General features: G+C 44.8%; 17 protein-coding genes. 4 read left to right on the plus strand and 13 right to left on the minus strand.

Annotated elements, in window-relative coordinates; genetic code table 11:
• Positions 1 to 16: 16 nt before the first annotated feature.
• Entirely contained in the window at positions 17 to 514 is a 498-nt protein-coding gene (gene rimI, locus JMW64_RS03020; RefSeq protein WP_201552996.1) for a ribosomal protein S18-alanine N-acetyltransferase, read from the plus strand.
• Between the two features lie 63 nt (positions 515 to 577).
• Here rimI and JMW64_RS03025 read toward each other — a convergent pair whose 3' ends face one another.
• The 3 genes from JMW64_RS03025 to trxB form a co-directional block, all read right to left on the minus strand.
• On the minus strand, positions 578 to 1012 hold the full coding sequence (locus JMW64_RS03025; RefSeq protein ID WP_201552999.1) for a MerR family transcriptional regulator: 435 nt from the start codon (positions 1010 to 1012) through the stop codon (positions 578 to 580).
• Between the two features lie 96 nt (positions 1013 to 1108).
• A complete protein-coding gene (gene aat / locus JMW64_RS03030; RefSeq protein ID WP_201553029.1) occupies positions 1109 to 1918 on the minus strand; it encodes a leucyl/phenylalanyl-tRNA--protein transferase in 810 nt (269 codons plus the stop codon).
• Positions 1919 to 2941 carry a thioredoxin-disulfide reductase gene (gene trxB, locus JMW64_RS03035; protein ID WP_045456114.1) on the minus strand — a complete coding sequence of 341 codons (1023 nt, stop codon included), beginning with the start codon at positions 2939 to 2941 and terminating at the stop codon, positions 1919 to 1921.
• 589 nt (positions 2942 to 3530) lie between these two features.
• On the opposite strand from trxB, the gene JMW64_RS03040 reads away from it, so the two are divergent.
• Both JMW64_RS03040 and JMW64_RS03045 read left to right on the plus strand, forming a co-directional pair.
• The gene (locus tag JMW64_RS03040; protein ID WP_201553045.1) at positions 3531 to 6902 is read left to right on the plus strand and encodes a DNA translocase FtsK 4TM domain-containing protein; all 3372 of its coding nucleotides are present in this window, start codon (positions 3531 to 3533) and stop codon (positions 6900 to 6902) included.
• A 215-nt stretch (positions 6903 to 7117) separates the two neighbouring features.
• A complete protein-coding gene (locus JMW64_RS03045; RefSeq protein ID WP_201553048.1) occupies positions 7118 to 8611 on the plus strand; it encodes an amidase in 1494 nt (497 codons plus the stop codon).
• 30 nt (positions 8612 to 8641) lie between these two features.
• Here the strand turns inward: JMW64_RS03045 and JMW64_RS03050 are convergent, their stop codons facing one another.
• The 8 genes from JMW64_RS03050 to dapC all read right to left on the minus strand — a co-directional run bounded on the left by JMW64_RS03050 (position 8642) and on the right by dapC (position 17672).
• Entirely contained in the window at positions 8642 to 9535 is an 894-nt protein-coding gene (locus tag JMW64_RS03050; RefSeq protein ID WP_201553051.1) for a DODA-type extradiol aromatic ring-opening family dioxygenase, read from the minus strand.
• Positions 9536 to 9663: 128 nt separating this feature from the next.
• Entirely contained in the window at positions 9664 to 10152 is a 489-nt protein-coding gene (gene rlmH / locus JMW64_RS03055) for a 23S rRNA (pseudouridine(1915)-N(3))-methyltransferase RlmH (protein WP_045447690.1), read from the minus strand.
• Positions 10153 to 10281: 129 nt separating this feature from the next.
• Entirely contained in the window at positions 10282 to 10830 is a 549-nt protein-coding gene (locus JMW64_RS03060) for a DUF421 domain-containing protein (RefSeq protein ID WP_201553054.1), read from the minus strand.
• A 147-nt stretch (positions 10831 to 10977) separates the two neighbouring features.
• Positions 10978 to 11493 carry an ABZJ_00895 family protein gene (locus tag JMW64_RS03065; protein ID WP_201553057.1) on the minus strand — a complete coding sequence of 172 codons (516 nt, stop codon included), beginning with the start codon at positions 11491 to 11493 and terminating at the stop codon, positions 10978 to 10980.
• 43 nt (positions 11494 to 11536) lie between these two features.
• A complete protein-coding gene (gene dacB / locus JMW64_RS03070; protein ID WP_227676004.1) occupies positions 11537 to 13546 on the minus strand; it encodes a D-alanyl-D-alanine carboxypeptidase/D-alanyl-D-alanine endopeptidase in 2010 nt (669 codons plus the stop codon).
• A gap of 119 nt (positions 13547 to 13665) precedes the next feature.
• Complete coding sequence (locus tag JMW64_RS03075; protein WP_201553060.1) at positions 13666 to 14271, minus strand: 3'-5' exonuclease; 606 nt, start codon at positions 14269 to 14271, stop codon at positions 13666 to 13668.
• 34 nt (positions 14272 to 14305) lie between these two features.
• A complete protein-coding gene (locus tag JMW64_RS03080; protein WP_201553076.1) occupies positions 14306 to 16246 on the minus strand; it encodes a DUF294 nucleotidyltransferase-like domain-containing protein in 1941 nt (646 codons plus the stop codon).
• Between the two features lie 157 nt (positions 16247 to 16403).
• On the minus strand, positions 16404 to 17672 hold the full coding sequence (dapC, locus tag JMW64_RS03085; RefSeq protein WP_201553079.1) for a succinyldiaminopimelate transaminase: 1269 nt from the start codon (positions 17670 to 17672) through the stop codon (positions 16404 to 16406).
• A gap of 257 nt (positions 17673 to 17929) precedes the next feature.
• On the opposite strand from dapC, the gene JMW64_RS03090 reads away from it, so the two are divergent.
• Positions 17930 to 18601, plus strand: a complete 672-nt coding sequence (locus tag JMW64_RS03090; RefSeq protein WP_193007864.1) for a hypothetical protein — start codon at positions 17930 to 17932, stop codon at positions 18599 to 18601.
• A gap of 106 nt (positions 18602 to 18707) precedes the next feature.
• Here JMW64_RS03090 and glnD read toward each other — a convergent pair whose 3' ends face one another.
• Complete coding sequence (gene glnD / locus JMW64_RS03095) at positions 18708 to 21470, minus strand: [protein-PII] uridylyltransferase (protein ID WP_201553096.1); 2763 nt, start codon at positions 21468 to 21470, stop codon at positions 18708 to 18710.
• Between the two features lie 215 nt (positions 21471 to 21685).
• Positions 21686 to 22477, minus strand: a complete 792-nt coding sequence (gene map, locus JMW64_RS03100; RefSeq protein ID WP_372815769.1) for a type I methionyl aminopeptidase — start codon at positions 22475 to 22477, stop codon at positions 21686 to 21688.
• Positions 22478 to 22580: the final 103 nt, after the last annotated feature.

The raw sequence follows: 22580 nt of genomic DNA on the forward strand, positions 1-22580 counted from the left end.
AGTAAAAGGATACATAATGTTGATGATAAAGGTTTTATCAACCCATAGTGCAGATTTTGAGCAAGTGCTGCAAGCAGTAGCGGATATTGAAGCCATCGTTCAACCGCAAGATGCTTGGGGCTATCAGACATTGGTGGAATCACTCAAACAAGATAGCATGCATCTGCTGATCGTTTATGAGCAAAAAGACAATATTATTATTAATAATACTGTGACAGGCTATTGTTTATATCAAGTGATTTTTGAACAAGCGGAGATTTTACGTATTGGCACTCATCCTGATTATCAACGTCAAGGTATTGCCTCACAAATTTTTGCCAGATTGAATACAGAATTGAGAAAGCATCAGGTGGAGAGCCTTTTATTAGAGGTGCGCGCAGATAATACGCCTGCGATAGCCTTATATGAGCAGCAAGAACTTGCTCTAATTCATAAGCGTAAAGGGTATTACCAAACTCCACATCAACCAGCTATTGATGCCCTGATTATGCAGCGCCTGTACGTCCGAGAATAATGAATGGCATCGAATAGAACCATATAAGCCCATAAAATAGTAGATGGGTCGGCACTTTTATTATTATTGAGTGGGTATTTTCTTTTTGCAGATTTCAATATTGAGTTTATAGTCATTATCTACTTTCATACGCTCAAGAACATCGATACGTTCGCTTAATAGCTCTACCATGAGGCTGATATTGGCTTGCTGTTTTTGTATTTGCGCCAATTTTTGCTGAGTAAGCACCAGTTGTAAATCAACATCCAATTGACCATCGTAATAATCATTCAAGCTGTCTCTGATTTCAGTGAGTGTAAAGCCAATCGCTTGCGCACTTTTGATTAGCTCAATACGTTCGATACATTCTGGATGAAACTCGGTATATAAACGGGAGCCTGCCTGACGCTTACGAGATTTTAGCAAGCCCAGTTGGTCATAATGACGAACGGTATCTTTGGTTGTTTGAGCTTTTGTTGCCAGTGTTCCAATCAGTAAGAACGATGTGTCGGGTGCCATGATAACCTCGTCGGTAGGTAGCAGTTGATAAGGTACGAGTTAATAAAGTAGCGATTAACAAACAGGCATAAGCCATCAATCACTTCGCCATCGTATTTATTTTAATCTAAGCTGCCAAGGTTCTATGGTATCAAGTAACGATACGGCGAGTGGTTTGTGAGAGTTATTTTGCCATTTGACAGTGCTATTAGCCGTTAAGAGATCTAATTGAGTCAAAAAGTCAGCACGTGGTAGCGTGGTTGCACCCAAGCTCATCAAATGCTCATTTGGTAACTGACAGTCTACCAATTCGACTTTGCTTTGGGCACATAAACGCATCAAGCCCCAAAAGGCGAGCTTTGACGCGTTCGATGCGACATGAAACATCGATTCACCAAAATAAATACCGCCTATCTTTAAGCCATATAAACCACCAATCAACTGCTGCTGATCATCCCAAACTTCAATGCTATGCGCAAACCCTTGAGCATGCAGCTCGGTATAAGCGTCAATCATCTCGCTATGAATCCAAGTATGTTCGCCCTCGGGCAGCGTGTCATTGTTACCGTCGCTACGCGGTAAACTACAAGCATGAATAACGTCATCGAACGCTTGATTCAGGGTCAATTGCCAACGACTGCGACCCGCTTGCTTGCGCAGCGATTTACTGGGCTTATAGTCAGTGGGCAGCATAATACAGCGCGGCTCTGGACACCACCACGCGATAGGTTCATCGTCATTAAACCACGGAAACAATCCCTGCGCGTAAGCAGAAATCAATGTTTCGGCTGCCAAATCTCCTCCGACAGCGACGATGCCAATGCCGTCAGGATCAACCGTTAAAGGGTCAGGAAAGTCATAACGCCCAAGACTTTTTAAGGTCTCAGGCGTGATGTGCTCATTGTTGTATTGAGAGAAATTACCCATTTAGGCTTCTTTATCAGCAGTCAATGTTGACGCATAAGTATGGTCAGCGGCTGTGGCTTCGCCAATCGCATCCAAGTATTTTTCAGCATCTAGCGCGGCCATACAACCCGTACCAGCAGAAGTAATTGCTTGACGATAGACATGGTCTGCGACATCACCTGCGGCAAATACACCTTCGATGCTGGTTTGTGTGGCATTGCCGTCTAAGCCGCTTTTGACAATAAGATAGCCGTCTTTCATATCCAGCTGACCTTTAAATAAGTCTGTATTCGGCTTATGACCAATCGCGACAAACATGCCAAACACGTCTAACTGTTTGGTGCTGCCATCAATCATAGATTCGATGATTACGCCATTGACGCCCATGTCATCGCCGACGACTTCTTTGACTTTATGATTCCACTCGATTTTAATATTACCGTTTTTGACTTTTTCAAACAGTTTATCTTGGAGGATTTTTTCAGAGCGTAAGCTATCACGGCGATGCACCAAGGTCACTTCAGCAGCGATATTTGATAAATATAGGGCTTCTTCAACAGCAGTATTACCACCACCGATGACGGCAACTTTTTGGTCTTTATAAAAGAAACCATCACAAGTTGCACACGCTGATACGCCTAGGCCACGGAATTTGGTTTCTGATTCCAGTCCTAAATATTGTGCTGATGCACCAGTCGAGATAATAAGCGCATCACAAGTGTAGCTACCATTATTACCCGTCAGCTCAAAAGGTCGCACGTTTAAATTGACTTCATTGATATGGTCATAAACCAATTCAGTACCAAAGCGCTCGGCATGGGCTTTCATGCGATCCATCAATGCAGGACCTGTTAAGTCATGCGCATCGCCCGGCCAGTTATCGACTTCAGTGGTGGTGGTTAACTGTCCACCTACTTCCATGCCCGTGACCATGACAGGTTTGAGGTTGGCACGTGCTGCATACACAGCCGCTGCATAACCAGCAGGGCCTGAGCCTAGGATAATGAGTTTTTCGTGACGTGGAGCAGTATTGTCAGTTGCCATGAGTTATTCCTTGCTAAATATAGATGTTAAAGATACGAGTGAGCAATATAATAAAAAACAGTCTTCAAAATTGATGCTAATGGGATTTTCTAATCGCTGCGTGATAATAACATAAGGGCATTGGACGAAAAGTACAAGTTTGCTAAAACAAACACAGGTATGATTACAATCAAAGTATATTTTTCTTGAAATACTATGGTTAGAAACCGCTGGTATTTTATAGGGCTTACCTAATATGACTGTCCTTGTTCTGTTCGTTATATTTTGCGAGTGACATAAGTTTTTGTTTAAACCGTATGATTTTTATCTAAACCGTATACAGACTGATTTTATTGCACGCTTTCTTTGTAAGACGGTCGCCACTATCCCTATGTATTTGTTATTATAAGAAGTTATGCCAAGTGTACCAAAGGCAAAAAGAAGGCTGTTGTATATCGCTTTTATAATAGACAATGTTTTCTGTACACTTCGCTAAGTGCGTCTGTATCAGCACTTTATATCCAACCCTTTATCAGCGCTTTATGTCAGCATGATTAGGCTTAGTCATGTATTGGCAACCATTTAGTATTAATAACAAGGCAGATCTTACGTGATATCAGCACCGCTTATTGAGTATTTAAAAAAGGGAATATTTACCCTCCTTGGGTTAATACTGGCCGTCTATCTATTTGTCATTTTGATGACATATACCAGTAACGATCCCAGTTGGTCGCATATCAGTAGCGATATGACCACGATTAATAATGTAGGCGGCGAATCGGGTGCTTGGTTATCTGACTTGCTTTATAGCTTCTTTGGTTTTGGTGCATGGTGGCTGCTGGCGTTTGTGGTTTATGAGTCTATCCTTATTTGGTGGGACAACAAGCCAACGTTTTGGCTGATGCGAGTGGTTGCTTATGTGTTTTTATTATTAAGTGCCAGTGCGTTGTTTGCACAATTGGTGGCGTTAGTACAGCAATTGACCAATCCAGGAACGCTAGGGCTGGAAAGCGTGGCTGGTGGCATTATTGGGTTTGAATTACAGGCGCGTTTGGCACAGCTTTTATCGCAGTGGGGGAGTGTGATTTTCTTGACGGCATTCGTCATTATTACCGCGACTTTTGCTTTTAATATTCATTGGCTAGCGATTTATGAGAAGGTTAAGGCGCTATCGTGGCTGGGCTCAGGGGTGAAGCATCAGGGTAGGATGCACGATAGCGTGTCAACCACGCCAGAAAATATCAATGCCAAGCAAAATGATGAAAACATAGCCAACAGTAACGCGAAAAAAGACGCAGCCGATCACGAGCAGCTGCCATTTGAGTTACAAGTTGCTGGCAATGCTCAAGCCGTAGACAACAGTGGTCGGTTCAGCAATGTGTTGTCAGAGTTTTTGGCAACGTCAGGGTTGGCTGAGAGCGTTAAAGCTTCTGTAGTTGCCGCAACACAAGCGGCGATGCCTAATTCAGCTGCTAAATCTAGTCGTGAGAATAGTGAACCTGTTCCTGTCTCAGTAGAGACACCTAGCAATACTGTTCAAAATCTAGCAAGTCATACGAATACATCGACGCCGTCAAGTCCTGCCATGACTACTATCCGTAAAGTCGAGCCAAGCTTTGCTTGGAATGACGCCAATACTGTCGATGACTTGTTAGCTAGCGAGCAAATGGCTTATCACGCTAATAATATGAACACTTCTGATTCAGCTGCTACTACTTTTGTATCTGCTGATAGCAATACTGAGTCGTTAGAGACTGTGGTACCAGACTCTACAGCGATATCAGCCGTAGAGATGTCCGAAGCTCAATCAACAGAGAACTTGCCGTCAACAGCTCAGCCATCAATAAATGAGCTGGTATACGGTGAGACGGCTGACGAAACGGATAATGAGCCTAAATCGTTCGAGTTAGAGGATAACGTGGAGGCCGTTGATATACTGGCCGATGCATGGTTGGCAGAGCATGCTGATGTCTCAACATCTACAGTCATGCAGCCTACAGAAATAGGGCAACCTGCAGGAACAGTACAAGTAGACGATATGGGCGAGCTGCCCAAAGCAGTAGTCACAGCGCCTGAGACAGACTCATCTAATAGCGAAATGAACGACTTTACTGATAGATGGGTTGATGAAGAGCCTGAACTGTCAGACGATTTCGAGCCTTCTTCTGTACCTAATGAAGCGAGTATCGCCAAAGCAGTAGACGTGGTTGAACCAGTTGCTGATATGACGCCGACCAATACGCCACCGTCTAATCCTAAACTGCCGCCTACGGTAGTAGAAACCCGCGTCACAGCATCAGCTATTGAACCAATGGTTGCGCCTAAACCAACGGTAAGTTTTGCGGTACCTGAGGGCGATAGTAGCAATCATATCACTGACATGATGCCAGAGGATGATAGCGCTGAGGATGTCAATGCGCCCGTTATGCCAGATATTAGTGATGATGCCGCCTTCAGTCAAAAATCACGTTCGATGCAAACGGCTGCCTATCGTAGTAGCCTAACGCCTATTCCAGAGATTTCTATTTTGGATAAGCCAGACCCTGATCGTAAGCCCAGTTATACCGTCGCCGAGCTTGAGCAATTATCAGAGTTACTAGAGATTAAGTTACAAGAATTTAATGTAAAGGCGAATGTGGTCAACGCCATTCCGGGTCCTGTTGTCACCCGCTTTGAAGTCGAGCTTGCTGCTGGTGTAAAAGCCAGTAAGGTTACCGGTATTTCACGTGATTTGGCGCGCTCGTTATCGATGGCGTCTTTGCGTGTGGTTGAAGTGATTCCGGGTAAGCCGTATATCGGTATCGAAGTACCCAATAAGCAGCGCGAAATGGTACGTTTGATTGAGCTACTGAATACCGAAAAATTCCAAGATCCCAAAGCTCAAATCAGCATGGCGATGGGTAAGGATATCGGTGGTAATGCCATCATTACTGACCTTGCACGCGCGCCGCATATGTTGGTTGCTGGTACTACAGGTTCGGGTAAATCGGTATTGGTCAACTCGATGCTATTATCGATGCTACTCAAATATACGCCAAATGAGCTGCGTCTCATTTTGATTGATCCAAAGCAGCTTGAGCTTGCCAACTATAATGATATCCCGCATCTATTAACACCAGTCGTCACCGATATGACTGAAGCGGCCAGTGCTTTGTCATGGTGCGTGGCAGAGATGGAACGTCGCTATCAACTGATGAGTTTGCTCAAAGTGCGTAAGCTTAATGAGTTTAATAAAAAAGTCATTGCTGCTGAAAAATCGGGCAATCCGATGCTTGATCCTTTGTGGCGACCTAATGACAGCATGAGTATCAGCCAAGCACCGAAGCTAAAAACCTTGCCGATGATTGTCATTGTCGCGGATGAGTTTGCCGATATGATTATGCAGGTTGGTAAACAAGCCGAAGAGCTTATCACCCGTCTTGCACAAAAATCACGCGCAGCAGGGATTCATTTAATGCTGGCTACCCAGCGTCCATCGGTCGATGTAATTACTGGCTTGATTAAAGCCAATATTCCTGTGCGGGCGGCACTACGAGTGAACTCAAAAGTAGATTCGCGGACGATTCTGGACAGTGGCGGTGCCGAAGACATGCTGGGTAATGGTGATATGCTCTTTCTAGGACCTGGGCAAATTGAGCCAGATCGTGTGCATGGTGCCTATGTCAGCGATGAAGAGGTCAACCGTGTTTGTGACGCGTGGCGCGAACGCGGTGCGCCTGATTATATTGATAATATGGCAGGCAACTTTGAACTGTCTAGTCCTAGTGGCGGTGGTAGTACGGCGAATGCATCTGGTGAGGATGACGATCTTTATAACGATGCTGTGGCCTTTATTATGGAGACGCGAAAAGTTTCTGCTTCTAGTATCCAGCGTAAATTTAGCATCGGCTATAACCGTGCCGCACGTATCGTAGATTCCATGGAGGACGCGGGGTTGGTCAGCTCAATGGGCAAAAGCGGTAAGCGTGAGCTATTAATGTAGCGTTTAGACTTTATTAGACAATAAAAAAGACGAGTCACAGAAGTGGTTCGTCTTTTTTATCGGAAAAATATGATAACGCTCATGTCTGAATGACCAATCAGTTTTTTTATCAATTATCAGCACTCGTTTTTTATACTAAACTGACCTTTGTTGATAGCATAAATATCACTCAATTTTCAGAAATTTTAGGTTTATTACTCAGCAAGGACGCTACTATGTTTAAAGAATATACCCAATATGATGCCATAGCATTGGCGGCATTGGTCAATGCAGGTGAAGTCAGCGCTAAAGAGTTGTTAGATGCTGCCGTCTATCAAGCCAATACACTCAATCCCAAATTAAACGCCATCATCCATCGTTTTGATGACCGTGCTTATCATGCTGCACAGGCGGGATTACCCTCAGGTATATTCAATAGTGTGCCTTATCTGCTCAAAGATTTGTCATTTAGCTTTGCCGATGAGCCAATCACGATGGGCAGTCGTAGTGTTAATATCATCTCTGAGAGCGACAGTGAAATCGTCAAGCGAATGAAAGCCACAGGTGTGAATACCTTTGGCAAGACCAATACGCCAGAATTTGGTTTAATCATTACCACTGAACCAAAAGCCCATGGTGCGACTCATAACCCTTTCAAAAAAGGTTACAGCTCTGGCGGTTCATCGGGCGGTAGTGCAGCATCAGTAGCGAGCGGTATCGTACCGATGGCGGGCGCGGGTGATGGTGGTGGCTCGATACGCTTCCCTGCTGCTTGGTGCGGCGCGTTTGGACTCAAACCCAGCCGTGGTCGTAACCCGATAGGCCCTAAATTCGGGGAAGGCTGGGAAGGTGCAGTCGCAGATCACGTGATTACCCGCAGCGTACGTGACAGTGCCGCGATGCTCGACGCTACAAATGGCGCAGAGATTGGTGCGCCTTATGTCATCGCGCCACCTGATGGCACATTTTTGCAAGCTGCGATGCGCGCACCAAGGCAATTAACCATTGCCTTGCATCAACAGCCATTGATTGCCAATACTGTGGTGGATAAAGAAGTGTTAGCCGTATTAGAGCAAACGGCTAAGCAGCTAGAAGCCATGGGTCATCGCGTCATACCCGCTGAGCCGAATATCAATATCGAGCAGTTTTGGCATGACTTTATGGTGGTGGTCTGCACCCATACCGCTTTTACCATTGATAATATTGAGCGTGACTTTGGGGCAGAACATATCAAAAACCTAGAGCCACAAACCTACAATATGGCATTGCTGGGTCGCTCATTATCAGCCGTTGATTTGGCGCATGCTAAGCATGGTTGGCATCACAGTCAGTATCAAACTGGCTTGCTACTTGAAACCTATGATATGATTTTATGTCCGACCGTGCCGACACCTTCAGTTAAGCATGGTGTATTGCCACCAAGTGTTATGGATGAAATGCTCATGCGTAGCGCAGGATTGCTCAATAAGGGCATCGATATGGGTAAGTATGCCTTTAGCTCAGGTATGATCGAAAAGCTTAGTCAGCCTGTACTGGGCAAAATGGCCTTTACACTACTGGGTAATATCACGGGATTGCCAGCGATGTCATTACCGGTAGGAATGAGTAAAAAAGGTTTGCCAATTGGGATGCAGCTGATTGGGCGTATGAATGATGAAGCGACATTATTCAGTGTGGCAGGGGAGATGGAACGAGCAGGGTTGTTTACCAAGGCAGCCTTTGAGAAGTAGATTTGAACGCTTTGATTAGATAAGTACTATTTAATCAAAGCGATAGATATCCATGCCCAAGCTATGATGCGCCATGCTTTGATGGACAACTGAGACACGCTGACCTGTACCCAGGGCAAAAAACAATGGCAACAGATGCTCGTCACTCGGATGAATATCTTTATAGTCAGGATATTGCTGCCAATCTAAAGCACTAGGAATGTCTGTTTTGAGCTGTTGTAGCAGCCATTGCTTAAATGCTTTAGCCGTTTGGTCAACACTATCTGCTTGCCAGCGTAATGCTTGCAGATTATGGGTAATGTTACCTGAACCAATGATCAGTATTTGCTCTTCACGTAGGCGCGCTAGCTGCGCACCCAATTGATAACAGGCGATACTGTCATAATGCTGCGGTAGAGAAACCTGTACGATAGGTATCTCAGCCTCTGGATATAAGTGCCTGAGCGGTGCCCACACCCCATGATCGCAAGCCCGCACCGGATTAACACTACAAGTAATACCGCGTGCAGTGAGCTGCTGGGCAAGGGATTCAGCAAGTGCTGGCTGACCAGATGCAGGGTATTGAAGCTCATATAGCTCAGGTGGAAAACCTGAAAAATCGTGCCAAGTCTTAGGTTGCGGATTACTGCTCATTTCGAGTTTGGCGGATTGCCAATGCGCTGACATAATTAGGATGGCACGTGGCTTTGGTAAGTTTTGCCCAATACGTGCCAGTGCACTGGTCGTGGCAGATTGCTCAATGGCAAGCGTGGGTGCGCCATGCGAGATAAACAACGCTGGTAGCTTAGCCACATTTGACCCTAAAGCAGGTGCATCTGTCCAAACGCCAGTTGCCGTAATAGGCGTTGGCGAATGAGAGTACGAGTCATCAGGCTGATGAATTGCATGAGGGGCGTTAGGTGTCGCATGTTTTGGATATTTCATGTAGCGTTTATTAGGGCGCGCCGCGATTTTTCAATCGCTTCTATCATTGATATTGTTGCCCATAAACTATCAGCACAGAATATCGGCAAAAAATATTAGCACAGAGTATAGCAGTGTTTAATGACTGCTTAATTACCACGATGATAAGGATGATTGTTGTTGATACTCATCGCGCGATACAATTGTTCCATTAGCACAACACGTACCAACGGATGCGGTAATGTCAGCGCTGATAGTGACAATTTTACATCGGCTTTGGCTAATACTTCTGGCGATACGCCGTCTGCACCGCCGATCACCAGTGCAATATCATCGCCTTGCTGCATGCCATCAGCTAATTTATCAGCCAGTCCTTCTGTGGAAATCATTTTACCTTTGACATCCAATACCCATAGTTGCTCACGCCCTGAGGCATTGTGAGCGGCTAATATTGCCTGTCCTTCTTGCTCACGGTATTGTGCCAAATTGGCATCAGACGGGTTTTTTGCACGCTTTGCGGCAGCAATTTCCACGATTTCTGTGCTGAGCATAGGCTGGATACGCTTAAAATACTCATCGAACCCCGTCTGTACCCATTTAGGCATTTTATTACCGACGGTTAAAATCCTTACTTTCATAGCCAGTACCACTTTAATTTTAGTCATTAGTAAAATGTAACAAAAAAATTTTACGCTTAAGTGAACGTAACAAACAAGATTCTACGAAGCTTTTTTTATGCTTTACTAATCTTGGATAAACAATAGGTCTTACATCAAAGGCTGTATGGTTTGTGAGGCAGTATCTTCTGTATTTTGGTCATTATTGCTAGCATCAGTTGGGCTAGGTTTTGGAATAATAGTAAGCTTGGCATCCGATTCAAAAACGATGGCTTCAATATCATCAAAGCTATTCATGCCTTCGGAGCGCATCGCACATTCAATCTCTTGACGAGTCAGCCGCTCAGCGCGCATGGCATCTGGCAAAAACTGCCCCTGATAAAAAACAATACGCGGCTCTGACAAAATAAAACTGCTAAATTGCGGTGAGATAGAGGCGTATTTCGTAACTAAAAACTGCAATAAATAAAGTACTAAAATCGATGAAACTCCTTCGACAAAAGGAATGTCTTTGAGCAAAATAGTACTGGCACCAAGTGAACCGATCATCACGGTGACGATCCAATCAAAATTATTGAGCTGCGAGGTGGAGCGTTTACCTGAGACTTTGGTCACCAGTACGATCAACACATAAACCATGACAGTCGTCAAAACGATGCGTCCGAGCTTGTCTATATTGTCAAAAAAAACCATGTCCATGATAAATGCTCCTATTAAAATATAAAACCGTTAATCACCCACAATCATTCAAAAGGTTACTCATTAAAGTTAGCCTAACGGATTTTATGTATTAATAGGGAGAAAAATTTGTAGCACCTTGTAGAGGTTCGGCTGAGGTCTTCTCGCTCACATCGTTTTGCGTTTAGGGTCAAGCAGGCGATTGATCGCCCAAAGACTGATGCGAGCACTGACCAGTGTCAGCACCAATATCATCACCAGCGATGAGACCAATGGCAATGGTTGCTGGACGGCCATCTCCAGTAGGACTTCGCGATTTACCGCATCAAACAACCAAAACCATATGGCTAAGAAGTAAATGACAGTCAGTAGCCAGACCACCGCGACGCCGCCAAACATTAAGCGATTGATTTCACCGCTATTCAATGCGTGCTGCTGATGTTTGACAAATTTACGAACCGCGATATAAGCCCCGATAATGATAGACAATACCGTTACCAGTTGCGAATTCAACGCAAGCTTGGTTTGAATCATCATAAATATTGCGCTGGCAAGCGTATAGCCTATCGCGAAATATCCTATATATTGTGCCAATCTAGGCTGTGCTGACTCATGATTTTTCGGCAGCGGCTCGCCACCTGAATGAGTCTTGGATTTATTGAGATTGGTTGTCTTGCGTGACATAAGTGAACCTTTATAAAGGTGAAAAATAGGATGTGAAAAACACTTAATGCTGCGCCGTCCAATCAAGCATCGCATCTAGCACGGGTCTGGCTGTATAAGCGTTATGTGCTTGCTCACTATTGATGAGTCCAACCACGACATAATCCTGTCCTGACAATCCTTTGACATAGCCTGCCATCGAGGTGACGTTGTTTAAGGTACCTGTTTTTATCCACGCCCGACCAATGGCTGCTGATTCTGGTAGGCGTTCACTATGAGCGGTAATGGTGCCACTGACGCCAGCGATACCTAACGAGTTGACGTAAGCGTCAAAACTTGGATGGCTATAAGCATAAGTTAATAGCTCGCTTAGGTTGGCGGCTGTTATGGTGCAGTCGCGGCAGAGTCCTGAACCATTGGTCAAATAGGGCGGCGGTGTGCTTAGATTGGTCTGCCACCATTGATTAATAGTCTGTAATGCGACAGGATAGCTCGTCGCAGTCGGCTTGCCAAATTGATACAAGCTATGTGAATGATTAATAGCTTTATCGAGTGTTTTATTATCAACTTTGTCATAAACACCAATCGATAACGCCACTTGCTCAGTCATCACATTGTTTGAAAAGTGATTGATATCGTAAATCTGCTGCGTCAAATTCAACGATGGGTAGCTGACAATAGGCAACGGTGATATAGGAAGTGCTGTCAGACCATGCGTTAATTTGGTGCTTTTCGTTGTAGTGTAAGGTGCTTCTTGAGTGATGACACTACCACTCAGCGTATTGCCTAGCTCTTGCCATTTTGCGGCAATAACGCGTGCGGCAAAATCTTTGGCATCAGGATAAGCCACATAAAAAGCATGCTCTTGGCAGCTGTTTGGCAAATGAGTATTTAACACCAATTGTTTTGCTTGCCACTCAGGTGCGAGACTATAACGCGCTTGCCCACAGGCCGCCGAACGTGTATTTATGATGCTGGGCAAATCATAATTTGCTAATTTTGGTGTATAAGTCAGATTTGCTTGGACATTGTTTAACGGATAGCTTTTGATACCGATGGTACTAAAATTCACCAAAAAACCATCGGGACTGGCGTTATAAGGACGCAGTGGCGAGTTATCAAAGGCAGCAGGGTCTTTACTGACATTTTTAAAGACGCCACTGTCAATGATAATATCACCGTCGATATGACGGATACCGGACGACTGTACTTTATAAAGGAGCTGTTTTAAACGCTCGTGGGTCATTTTTGGATCGCCGCTGCCTTGGATAATCAAATCGCCATGCAGACGGTCGCCGATGACAAGGCCTGTATGATAGACACGGGTATGCCAGACAAAATCAGCGCCTAGGGTGTCTAAAGCAATAAAGCTGGGAACGAGTTTCATGGTGCTGGCAGGCGTGCGAGCGATATCGGCTTGATGGTTCAGCAACGGCGAAAATGAAATTTTTATGGAGGGGTTATCAGTACTGATGTCATCAGTTTTATTGTTATTAGCATTGTTGCTAATGACAGCTGTTTTTGCCTTATCACCCAATATCGTCGGGATGCTTTCTAAGCTTTGATAAGTGTAAGGGTCATCGGTGTAAGCATGCAGTTTTTTCTCATGCTTTTCAATGGTACGCTGCTCAATAGTAATCAGCGTACTCTGTTGGCGCACATGGTTATTACTGGCTTTGTTATTATTATTTTGCGTGGTTTTTTGAGAGTTACTTTTTATATTAGCATTTATATTGGCAGTCGGTTTTGGCTGAAGAGCGGGTTTAGGTGAGCGGTGCGTGCTGCTGCTATCAATAACCTGAATGGGAGCGGGCAGGTGACTGGCATTTTTATCACCGACTGGTGTGACGATAATACTAATATCAGCTTCTGTTAAATCGGCTCGTGATAATGCTGCTTCGATGGCTTTTGGTAGTGCTGCTTGTGCATGGATGGGCAATAGTGTCGCCGTTGCTAATAACGCCATGATAGGTACGTATTTAGCAGGCGGCTTCGACAGTCGCAGATAACGAGAAAAAGGAAGTAATTTGGCAGTAAAAGCAGAGGAATGACGGAGTTTAGAGGTGGGTCGCATGAGCATCTTTCATCAGGTAGCAAAAACAGCCTATGGTAACATGAGTTGCCGTTTTCGCGTAGATGGTAGGCGTGGTTGAAAACCTGTTTTTATCTGAATGTTCAAACTACGGACGCACGCTAGCGCACATGTAAAAATGCCATGGCAGTCATGATCGCATCGTTATAAGCATCATGGGCGCCTAGCTCGGGTATATTATAATGCGCTAAAATATTGGTCAGATGCTGCGCTTGGCTAGATAGTCCTTGGGTTTGACCACTCCTGCGCCGACTATATAAATGGCGCAAATCTATGATTTCGTTGGGCAGCGCTGTGCCCATATAGCGTTTGACCAGAGGGTTTAAAAACGCTGTGTCTAAACTCGTACAAAATCCCACAATCGGGCGATTGCCTATAAATGGCAACAACAGCGCCAGCATCTCATCGTAGCTCATACCATGCTCAACGTCGGCAGTACGTAGACCGTGAATCACAATGGTGTCACGGTCTGGCATCACAGGTGGTCTGCATACGATATGCATGCCATTGCCAGTGTCGATTGTATTGTCATTGATATGAATCGCGGCGACAGACAGTAAATGGTGATTTTTTGGATTGAGTCCCGTCATTTCACAGTCAATCGCTACCCACTGCTTAGCCAAAGGCTTGGTAAACATCGATGCCAATTCTGGACGCTGTAGCTGCGTTTTTTGCCAAGCGCAGGATAACTGTGTTAGCCAACTCATAGTTGTCGCTCATCCATTTATGCGATTGTTTTACTTATGCGAGTTCTAGTTGATAATGCTGACGTAGCTGGTTTTTAAAGCTTTTAACAACGGCCAAACACTCTTTTAATAAGTCGCGCTCAAGCGCGGTCAAGGTCATTGGGTTGACTTGCCGTGCATGTTTATCATCGGTTGATAGGGCGACGGATAGGCGCTGTGCCATAAAAAACTCCAAGGCCTCTAATAGAGTATCTGCGCGCTCTTGGGTCAAGGCGCGCGCTTGTACCAAAGCTTTAAGACGATTTTTACTACTGGGCAGCTCTAAGATATCGTTTTCTAATGCCAAGGTACGAATACCATGAACCAGTGGAAAGATACCGGCTTTCTTTAGATCAATGTCTTCTGACCCGGATTTACCACCGAGCAAAGGCACGAACTTTTGCCACCACTGATTGACATCACCGAACTGTAGCGCGGCGCGCGCGAACTGGCGTACAAACATAGGGTCTGACTGCCTGTGGGCAACCTTTAAATGTTGACGCACCTGAGTCAATAATGACTCATCTCCGCAGACATATTCGCCATCGAGTATGGCGGACAAGTAAATACCATGCATGGGATCCGTATTTCTAAACCATAAACCAATCTGGGCATTAAACTGTTTTAGCGGCTGTCGCCACATAGGGTTGGTCATCATGATATTACCATCGCACAGTGGATAACCGAGGTCTGCTAAATGCTGATTAAAAGTATCCGCAAATTGTGCCAGATCAGGGTGAGTATAGCCGTCACGTAAGATGAGCGCATTGTCTTGGTCAGTACGCATGATTTGCTCACCGCGCCCCTCGGAGCCCATCACGATCAGGCAGGTATTTGTCATGACCTCATCAGGCACGATAAGTTGCCAGAGCTTGGTAAATACCTGTGCATTCAAGGTCTGTACCATGCGGCTGATATTACCGATTTTGACACCGTTTTGATGTTGTGCGCGAATGTAACGACCGATAAGCTCGACGGCAGTATCTAAGCTCGATAAGTCTTTTGCCTGCTCGATTTGGATACTAATGAGCTGTGAATGATGACCAATATGCGCAAGCATATCGCTTTGTCCCAATATACCGACGACATCCCCATTTTGATCAATCACTGGTAGCCGATGGATGCGATAGCGGGTCATGGTCAATAATGCATCGCCAATCTCATCACTGGCTTTGATGGTACGCAGGTTAAAATTAGCATAGCGCTGGCATGGGGTAGTGGCTGGATCTTGCTGGTCACTCACGGCGCGGCAAATGTCGGTATCGGTCAAAATGCCCAATAGATGACCAGTACCAAATCGCACCTCTCCCTCGTTTTTTAGGTGGTCTAAGGGTTGCACCAGTACGTGTTTTAGCCCCGCTTTCGTCATGATAGACGCGGCTTCGTACAAGCTGTTATTAGCGTTGACGATATGGACTGGCAATAGATTGACATCAATGACGGGCTGCAACATGATTTGCTGCACTTCTTGTTGGTCATTGTAGCTGGCAGAGACTATGGGTTTAGTATTGCGGCGCTGCTGTAATGCTTTTAGCCGTTCGGGCAATTTGTCTGACAGCATTTGGCGCACTAGATGATTTTGGGCGCTTATTTTATCGACTGCGCTACCAGCGACTTGGAGCAACAAGGTATCCTCAGCGGCTCGAAACTGATAGGTCTGCAGCGCTTTAGTATTAAGGCTATTTTCAGTCAATGATTCAGGCAGACGACGGCTGTCGAACCAATCGTTATTATTGAGATGGTCGGAGTGGTTACTACCCAAGTAAGAGGCAACAAACTCACCATCAAGCAATTGCTCAATCTGCCCTTTAATGACCACATACAGATATTGCAACTCTTCGGCAGTTAGATGCTCATTTTTGGCAAGGTAGCGGATTTGAGTGTTTTTTCTGATGCTTTGGCGTTCAGCCAGACTCAATACGTCAAAGGGCGGCTGGGTAAAATCAAGATGGGGCATGGCATCATCCTTGATGGCATATTGAGTAAAAGATAATTGATGATAAAATACACTTTACTATAGCATTATTAAAGCAAAAAACCTCTAATAACCACAGTAATATTGTGGCTATTAGAGGTTGCTGTTTTTTTGAAAATTTTACGTATAAAGCGACTGCTTATGCGCCTAGTAATTTCCGAATACGGTTTATTGCTTCGCGGCTCTCATCAACACTCGCAACAAGCGCAATGCGCACATAGCCTTGCCCAGGGTTTTTGCCATCAATATCACGTGACAGATAGCGCCCTGCTAGTGCGTGAATATTGGCCTGCTCATACAGTGCTTTGACAAACCGCTCATCATCCCCATTGAACGGCTCAGGGACCTTTATCCAAAAGTAAAATCCAGCCTCAGGCATTCGTAACTCTAGTAGTTCACCAAGCTCAGACATCCACAAGGCAAACTTTTCTTGATACAGAGCGCGATTGTGTGCCACATGCTTTTCATCTTGCCATGCAGCGATCGAGGCGAGCTGATGTGGTATCGGCATCGCACAGCCTTGATAAGTACGATATTGCAGGTAAGCTTGTAAAATATTGGCATCACCTGCCACAAACCCTGAGCGCAAACCAGGCAGATTTGAACGCTTAGATAAAGAGTGAAAGACAATACAGTTTTTGAAATCATGACGACCGAGGGCAGCGCAGGCTTGCAATAGTCCAATCGGTGCCGTATCAAAATACAGCTCGCTATAGCACTCGTCACTGGCAATAATAAAATCGTACTGATCTGACAGACGAATGAGATACTCCCAATCATCCATCGTCATGACTGAGCCCGTCGGATTGTTCGGACTACAAACAAACAGCAACTGCGTGCGCGCCCAAACGTCTTTTGGTACGGCGCGATAGTTACCTTTAAAGTCATCGTCCAGTGTGCAAGGCACAAAATAAGGCTCGGCTTGCGCCAGTATCGCTGCACCCTCATATATTTGGTAAAAAGGGTTGGGCATGACTATTGTAGGAGCAGTCGTAGGAACAGTCGTAGGAGAAACGGCAGATAACGGGTCAGAGCCAGACAGCGGACTACTCTCTGTATCGCTTACTTTATGATCAACGACTGCTTGTACCAGACTAAAAATAGCCTCGCGTGTGCCCATTACTGGCAATACTTGCGTATTGGCATCGACATGGTTCAAAAAGAAGCGTTTTTCTAGCCAATGCGCGATGGTTTGGCGCAGCTCAAACATGCCATTAGTCGTTGGATAACGACTTATTTTGTCCAAATTTTCACGTAGTACGTCCAGCACGAACGCTGGTGGCTCATGTTTTGGTTCACCAATACCGAGCTTGATTTCACTGTAGTCATGGGCTGGCACACTGTTAGCAAGCAATGTTGCCATCTTTGCAAAAGGGTAAGGATGCAGGTACGTTAAGTTGTGATTCATAAGTAGGGTAACTATAATAGACAATTAATAATAAAGTTATAAAGAAAAATTACATTTAAGCAGTGTAGCACTTCTCTTATTTTTTGTCTTTTACTTCTCATGCTCAAGCTGCTTAGCTATTTAACCATAAATTATAATAACTAATGAAGCCGTCACAGATTTAAAAATCCTAAAAAAAGCTTATCAATTGATAACTTATAACAATACAAAAAACTGCTGTCAGCCCTAATGATAGATTATGGTGAGGATAATTTGATATGCCTAGTATCTCAAAAACTAATGATCTTAACGCGACAGGCATTCAAGATGAAAATTTTGATGATGCGCAACAGCGAGCCAAATTCTACGAGCTATTAAAACAGCGGGAGCAAAGCTGGTGGCAAGCTCGCCAGCAATTAATTAGCCATAAAGAACGAAAAATGTTTTGGTACGGTGAAAACAGCTTGATGATGTGGTTACTGTGGCAACTGGTCAGTTACGTGATCGTTGCGATGGTGCTGATGTTGCTTAGCAATCAGCTCGGTATTTTACTACCCTTATGGCAATATATTGCCTTATTTGTCTTACAGACAGTGATTTTTGTGGCCATGCTCGCGTCCAAAAGTCGAATGGCAGACAGCTTGCAACGTAAAATCGATAAAGATGAGTTGATGCGTGAAGAGGCACTGAATGAGATGATTATCTTAGCAGAGGACAGCCTTTATCCCGATGTGCATGCCAAATCGCCTATTTCTCTAAGACAAATCTATGAGTGTTTTGGCAGAGATTTTCATTTAGCAAGTTTGCATTGTTTGCTACAAAAAGAGGTCAACGCTGGGCGCTTAATACTGACGCAAAAACAGATTGAAGCAGAGATTCTGCCACCAGATCTTGCGGATGATGAGCTCAATGAGCACGCTAGCGAAATGATATATAAAAGCACCTTATAAAAGGTGCTTTTGATATTAACGGGTTAAAAAATACAAAGCATGCCATCAATGAATGGATGATACACGCCGAGTATTTATCTTAGACTTATCTTGTAAGCCCATTTGTTCAATCACATTTGCTGTAAGCAGCAGGCTGCTCTCTTTGCATACTGAGACTTGCCATCAAAGCGGATCGTAGCGCTTCAAGTCTAGCAGCAGATAGCGGTTCATCATTTTGATCGCTGATATAAAACATATCTTCTGCACGTTCGCCCAAAGTGGTGATACGCGCCGCATGTACCTCAATTTTCTCCTGCAAAAATACCTGTCCTACTCTTGCCAATAGTCCCGGCTGATCAAGGGTTTCCAAGCTCATAATATGCTGATCAGAAGCCTCGTTAAACTCAAAATTAATCACCGTGGTTACTTCAAAATGTCTAAGCTGACGCGGTATGCGCTTATTGGTAAGTTTCAGTAATGTCGGGTCTTTAAAAGCATTGATTAAGCGCTGTTTGAGCTCTTGTTGACTGTCCTCATCGACCAATAATGTGCCACTGGGATCGAGCAGTACATAGGAGTCCAAAGCAAAATCGCGGGTAGCAGTAATGATACGGGCGTCTAAAACATCCAAGTTCATTTGATCGAATACAGCCATGGTGACTGCAAACAGGTTCGTCTGATCTTGGGTATAAACAAAGACCTGTACCGCATCAAGGGCCAACTCACGATGCTCACGCAGTACCACCAATGGCGGGCTATCCGCATTAGAAGCAAGACCAATCGGCGGATGGTTCAAAATGGCCTCGGTATGCCATAAGATGTCTTCAGGAATTTCTCTCAAGAAATATTCATCACCCAAATCATCCCATAGCCTCAAGACTTCATCACGATTCATGTGTTGATTGTTGACATTATCGAGCATCGCTAAGGCTTGGGTACGTGTGGCACTGATCATATCTTGGCGGTTAGTAGGTGCATCGATATCAGCGCGCAAAATGCGCCGAGTTTGTGAGTATAACTGTTTCATTAATGTGGCACGCCAGCTGTTCCACAACTGTGGATTGGTCGCATTCATATCCGCAACAGTGAGCACATATAAATGATTGAGGTGGGTGACATTACCGACTAAATTGGCAAAAATAGTGACCACTTCTGGATCTGAGATGTCTTTTTTCTGAGCAGTCATCGACATCAATAAATGATAGCGAGTGAGCCAACCGACCAAGTTGGCATCTGCCAGACTCATACCATGCGCCAAACAAAATTCAGTCGACTCAGTTTGTCCAAGCTCACTATGGTTGCCACCGCGACCTTTGGCAATATCATGAAACATGGCGGCCAGTACCAAGATTTCCTTGCGCTCGATACGTTGAAAGATAGAGCTAACCAGTGGGAAATCTTCATAAAACCGTGGGTCGGTGAAGCGATGCAAAATCCGAATCAAAAATAAGGTATGCGCATCAACCGTATAACGGTGAAATAAATCATATTGCATCAGACCGGTCACTTGGGCGAACGCAGGAATGTAGCTGCCTAAGACGCCATAGCGATTCATGGCACGCAGGCGATGAAACAGATAATTCTGCTCTTTTAAATTGGCTAAGAAGAGCGCTTGGTGAGCGGGGTTATCACGGTAGATTTGATCGATGCCACGCGCGGCGATTTTTAGCGCACGCAACGTATGAGTGCGCACGTTTTTGATACCGTACTGACCCATCAGTAAAAACATCTCTAAGATAGCATCAGGATGCTGGGCAAAAACCCGATGATGCGCCATGGCGATTTGGTCACCAACTTGGTTAAAGCGCGCATTGATTGGCTGCTTTTTTGGACGCTCATCATCAGGCAACTGCGGCTCTATAATCGTCTCGTAATAGTGATTGGTCAGCATCTCAGACAGCGTCGATATCTGCATGGCACAGCGATAATAGTCGCGCATAAAACGCTCGACGGCGGCATTTGGTTGATCGTCTGGCTGCGTCTCATAACCCATCAACTGGGCAATTTCACGCTGATAATCAAACAGCAGCTTGTTTTCGTTGCGACCAGTCAATACATGCAGATAATGACGTATTTGCCATAAATAACCTTCTGCAAAGTTCAGCTCATCGAACTCTTTTTCAGTCAAAAAGTTTTGTTGTACTAAGTCATAAAGCTTACCCACTCGAAAATAGCGTTTGGTCACCCAGCCGATGATATGAATGTCGCGTAGACCACCAGGGGCGGTTTTTATATTGGGTTCAAGGTTGTACTCGGTGGCATTGTGCTGTAAATATCGCGCTTTCGCTTCTGCGATTTTTACTTCAAAAAACTCACGTGGCGACCACTGTTTATTGACAATTTGAACGGGCACATCCTGTAAAGCCTCATTACCAATTAATAGCCGAGCTTCTAGCTGGGCACTGGCAATGGTGTGATCGAGCGACGCCTCTAAAGCGTCATTAACACTACGTACCGAGAGAGCAGGCTCTAATCCGATATCCCACAATAGAGCCACCAACCGATCTATTTTCCCACTGGCATCAGCACCAATCTCATCAGGGGAGAGCAATAAAATGTCGATGTCTGAATAAAGCGACAGCTCGCCGCGACCATAACCGCCTGTGGCAAATAAAGCCAAATCTGTCTTATCCAGCTCAAACCAGTTGAACAAGGCAATCAGCAATTCGTCAATCGCACCAGAGCGTGCCGCGACCAATTGACGAATATTGACACCGCGTTCAAGTGCACGGTTAATATCCTGATTAATTTGAGTCAACCAGTGAGGAATACCCAGTAGCGACTTTTCAGTGACAGGGGTGTCCGCTAGCAGTGACGCGTTTGTCGCTATATCCTTTGATAATAGAGGTAAAGGTGTCAGATCGATAGAAGCGACATCACAAGTAAACATGAGTGTTATCCCGTTAAGAGTTTAAAAATAAAACGTTTCAGCTGAAAAGCGTAGAATCACCAGTGTGCTGGTAGCTGACAAAAGCCACAAATAGAAGTTACCAATATAAGTTATTAAGTCATCAGAGTATAAAGATAAAAAGCGGGTGAGCACAATACTCAATATGACCTAATTATTGGCCAAAAAAAAGACCGCCTAGGCGATCTTTTTTGATATTACTGGGTCAAAAAACTCAAATCTTCTTCAGGGCGAGTGGTAAACACCTCACAGCCATTATCGGTCACGACCATCGTATGCTCCCACTGTGCTGACAGCTTACGGTCTTTAGTAATCGCCGTCCATTCGTCAGGCAAAATCTTGGTTTGCCATGTACCTTGGTTAATCATCGGTTCGATGGTAAAGGTCATGCCTGTTTTTAGCTCAAAGCCTGTGCCTTTTTTGCCATAGTGCATGACTTGCGGCTCATGGTGAAACTCATTACTAATGCCGTGACCACAGAACTCGCGAACGATACTGAAACGTTCAGGCTCGACCACTGCTTGGATAGCAGCACCGACATCACCTAGACGCGCACCGTTTTTGACGACACTCATACCAGCATATAGGGCGTCTTGTGCCACTTTGCAGATACGCTGTGCCATGATAGAGCCGTTACCAACGATCCACATTTTTGAGGTATCGCCATAGTAGCCATCTTTTATCACGGTCACATCGATATTGATGATGTCACCATCTTTGAGTAGCTTGTTTTCGGCTGGGATACCATGACAAACCACATGGTTAATCGAGGTACAAATTGATTTTGGGAAGCCATTGTAGTTAAGCGGTGCAGGAATAGCCTGTTGCACATTAACAATATAGTCATGGGCGATTTGGTTAAGTGCCTCGGTACTGATGCCAACTCGAACGTGCTCATCGAGCATGACAAGGACATCACTGGCAAGTTTACCGGCCACGCGCATTTTTTCTATGGCTTCTGGGGACTGGATAAGGGATTTTTTAGTCATCATTATATTACTTATAGTTATGGAATTAATGGCTTGAATTATAACATAAATGAAGACGCCGCTGTTTTACGTTAAGTGATAGTGAATCTATCATTATTATTGA

The sequence above is a fragment of the Psychrobacter immobilis genome (assembly GCF_904846065.1).
Taxonomy (GTDB): domain Bacteria; phylum Pseudomonadota; class Gammaproteobacteria; order Pseudomonadales; family Moraxellaceae; genus Psychrobacter; species Psychrobacter immobilis_H.

Coding starts and splice junctions, on each gene's coding strand:
- rimI (WP_201552996.1), top strand. CDS start 17: ATGTTGATGATAAAGGTTTTATCAACCCATAGTGCAGATTTTGAGCAA.
- glnD (WP_201553096.1), bottom strand. CDS start 21,470: ATGTTTACTTGTGATGTCGCTTCTATCGATCTGACACCTTTACCTCTA.
- JMW64_RS03045 (WP_201553048.1), top strand. CDS start 7,118: ATGTTTAAAGAATATACCCAATATGATGCCATAGCATTGGCGGCATTG.
- map (WP_372815769.1), bottom strand. CDS start 22,477: ATGACTAAAAAATCCCTTATCCAGTCCCCAGAAGCCATAGAAAAAATG.
- dapC (WP_201553079.1), bottom strand. CDS start 17,672: ATGAATCACAACTTAACGTACCTGCATCCTTACCCTTTTGCAAAGATG.
- dacB (WP_227676004.1), bottom strand. CDS start 13,546: ATGCGACCCACCTCTAAACTCCGTCATTCCTCTGCTTTTACTGCCAAA.
- rlmH (WP_045447690.1), bottom strand. CDS start 10,152: ATGAAAGTAAGGATTTTAACCGTCGGTAATAAAATGCCTAAATGGGTA.
- JMW64_RS03050 (WP_201553051.1), bottom strand. CDS start 9,535: ATGAAATATCCAAAACATGCGACACCTAACGCCCCTCATGCAATTCAT.
- JMW64_RS03075 (WP_201553060.1), bottom strand. CDS start 14,271: ATGAGTTGGCTAACACAGTTATCCTGCGCTTGGCAAAAAACGCAGCTA.
- JMW64_RS03060 (WP_201553054.1), bottom strand. CDS start 10,830: ATGGACATGGTTTTTTTTGACAATATAGACAAGCTCGGACGCATCGTT.
- JMW64_RS03090 (WP_193007864.1), top strand. CDS start 17,930: ATGCCTAGTATCTCAAAAACTAATGATCTTAACGCGACAGGCATTCAA.
- JMW64_RS03065 (WP_201553057.1), bottom strand. CDS start 11,493: ATGTCACGCAAGACAACCAATCTCAATAAATCCAAGACTCATTCAGGT.
- JMW64_RS03025 (WP_201552999.1), bottom strand. CDS start 1,012: ATGGCACCCGACACATCGTTCTTACTGATTGGAACACTGGCAACAAAA.
- aat (WP_201553029.1), bottom strand. CDS start 1,918: ATGGGTAATTTCTCTCAATACAACAATGAGCACATCACGCCTGAGACC.
- trxB (WP_045456114.1), bottom strand. CDS start 2,941: ATGGCAACTGACAATACTGCTCCACGTCACGAAAAACTCATTATCCTA.
- JMW64_RS03080 (WP_201553076.1), bottom strand. CDS start 16,246: ATGCCCCATCTTGATTTTACCCAGCCGCCCTTTGACGTATTGAGTCTG.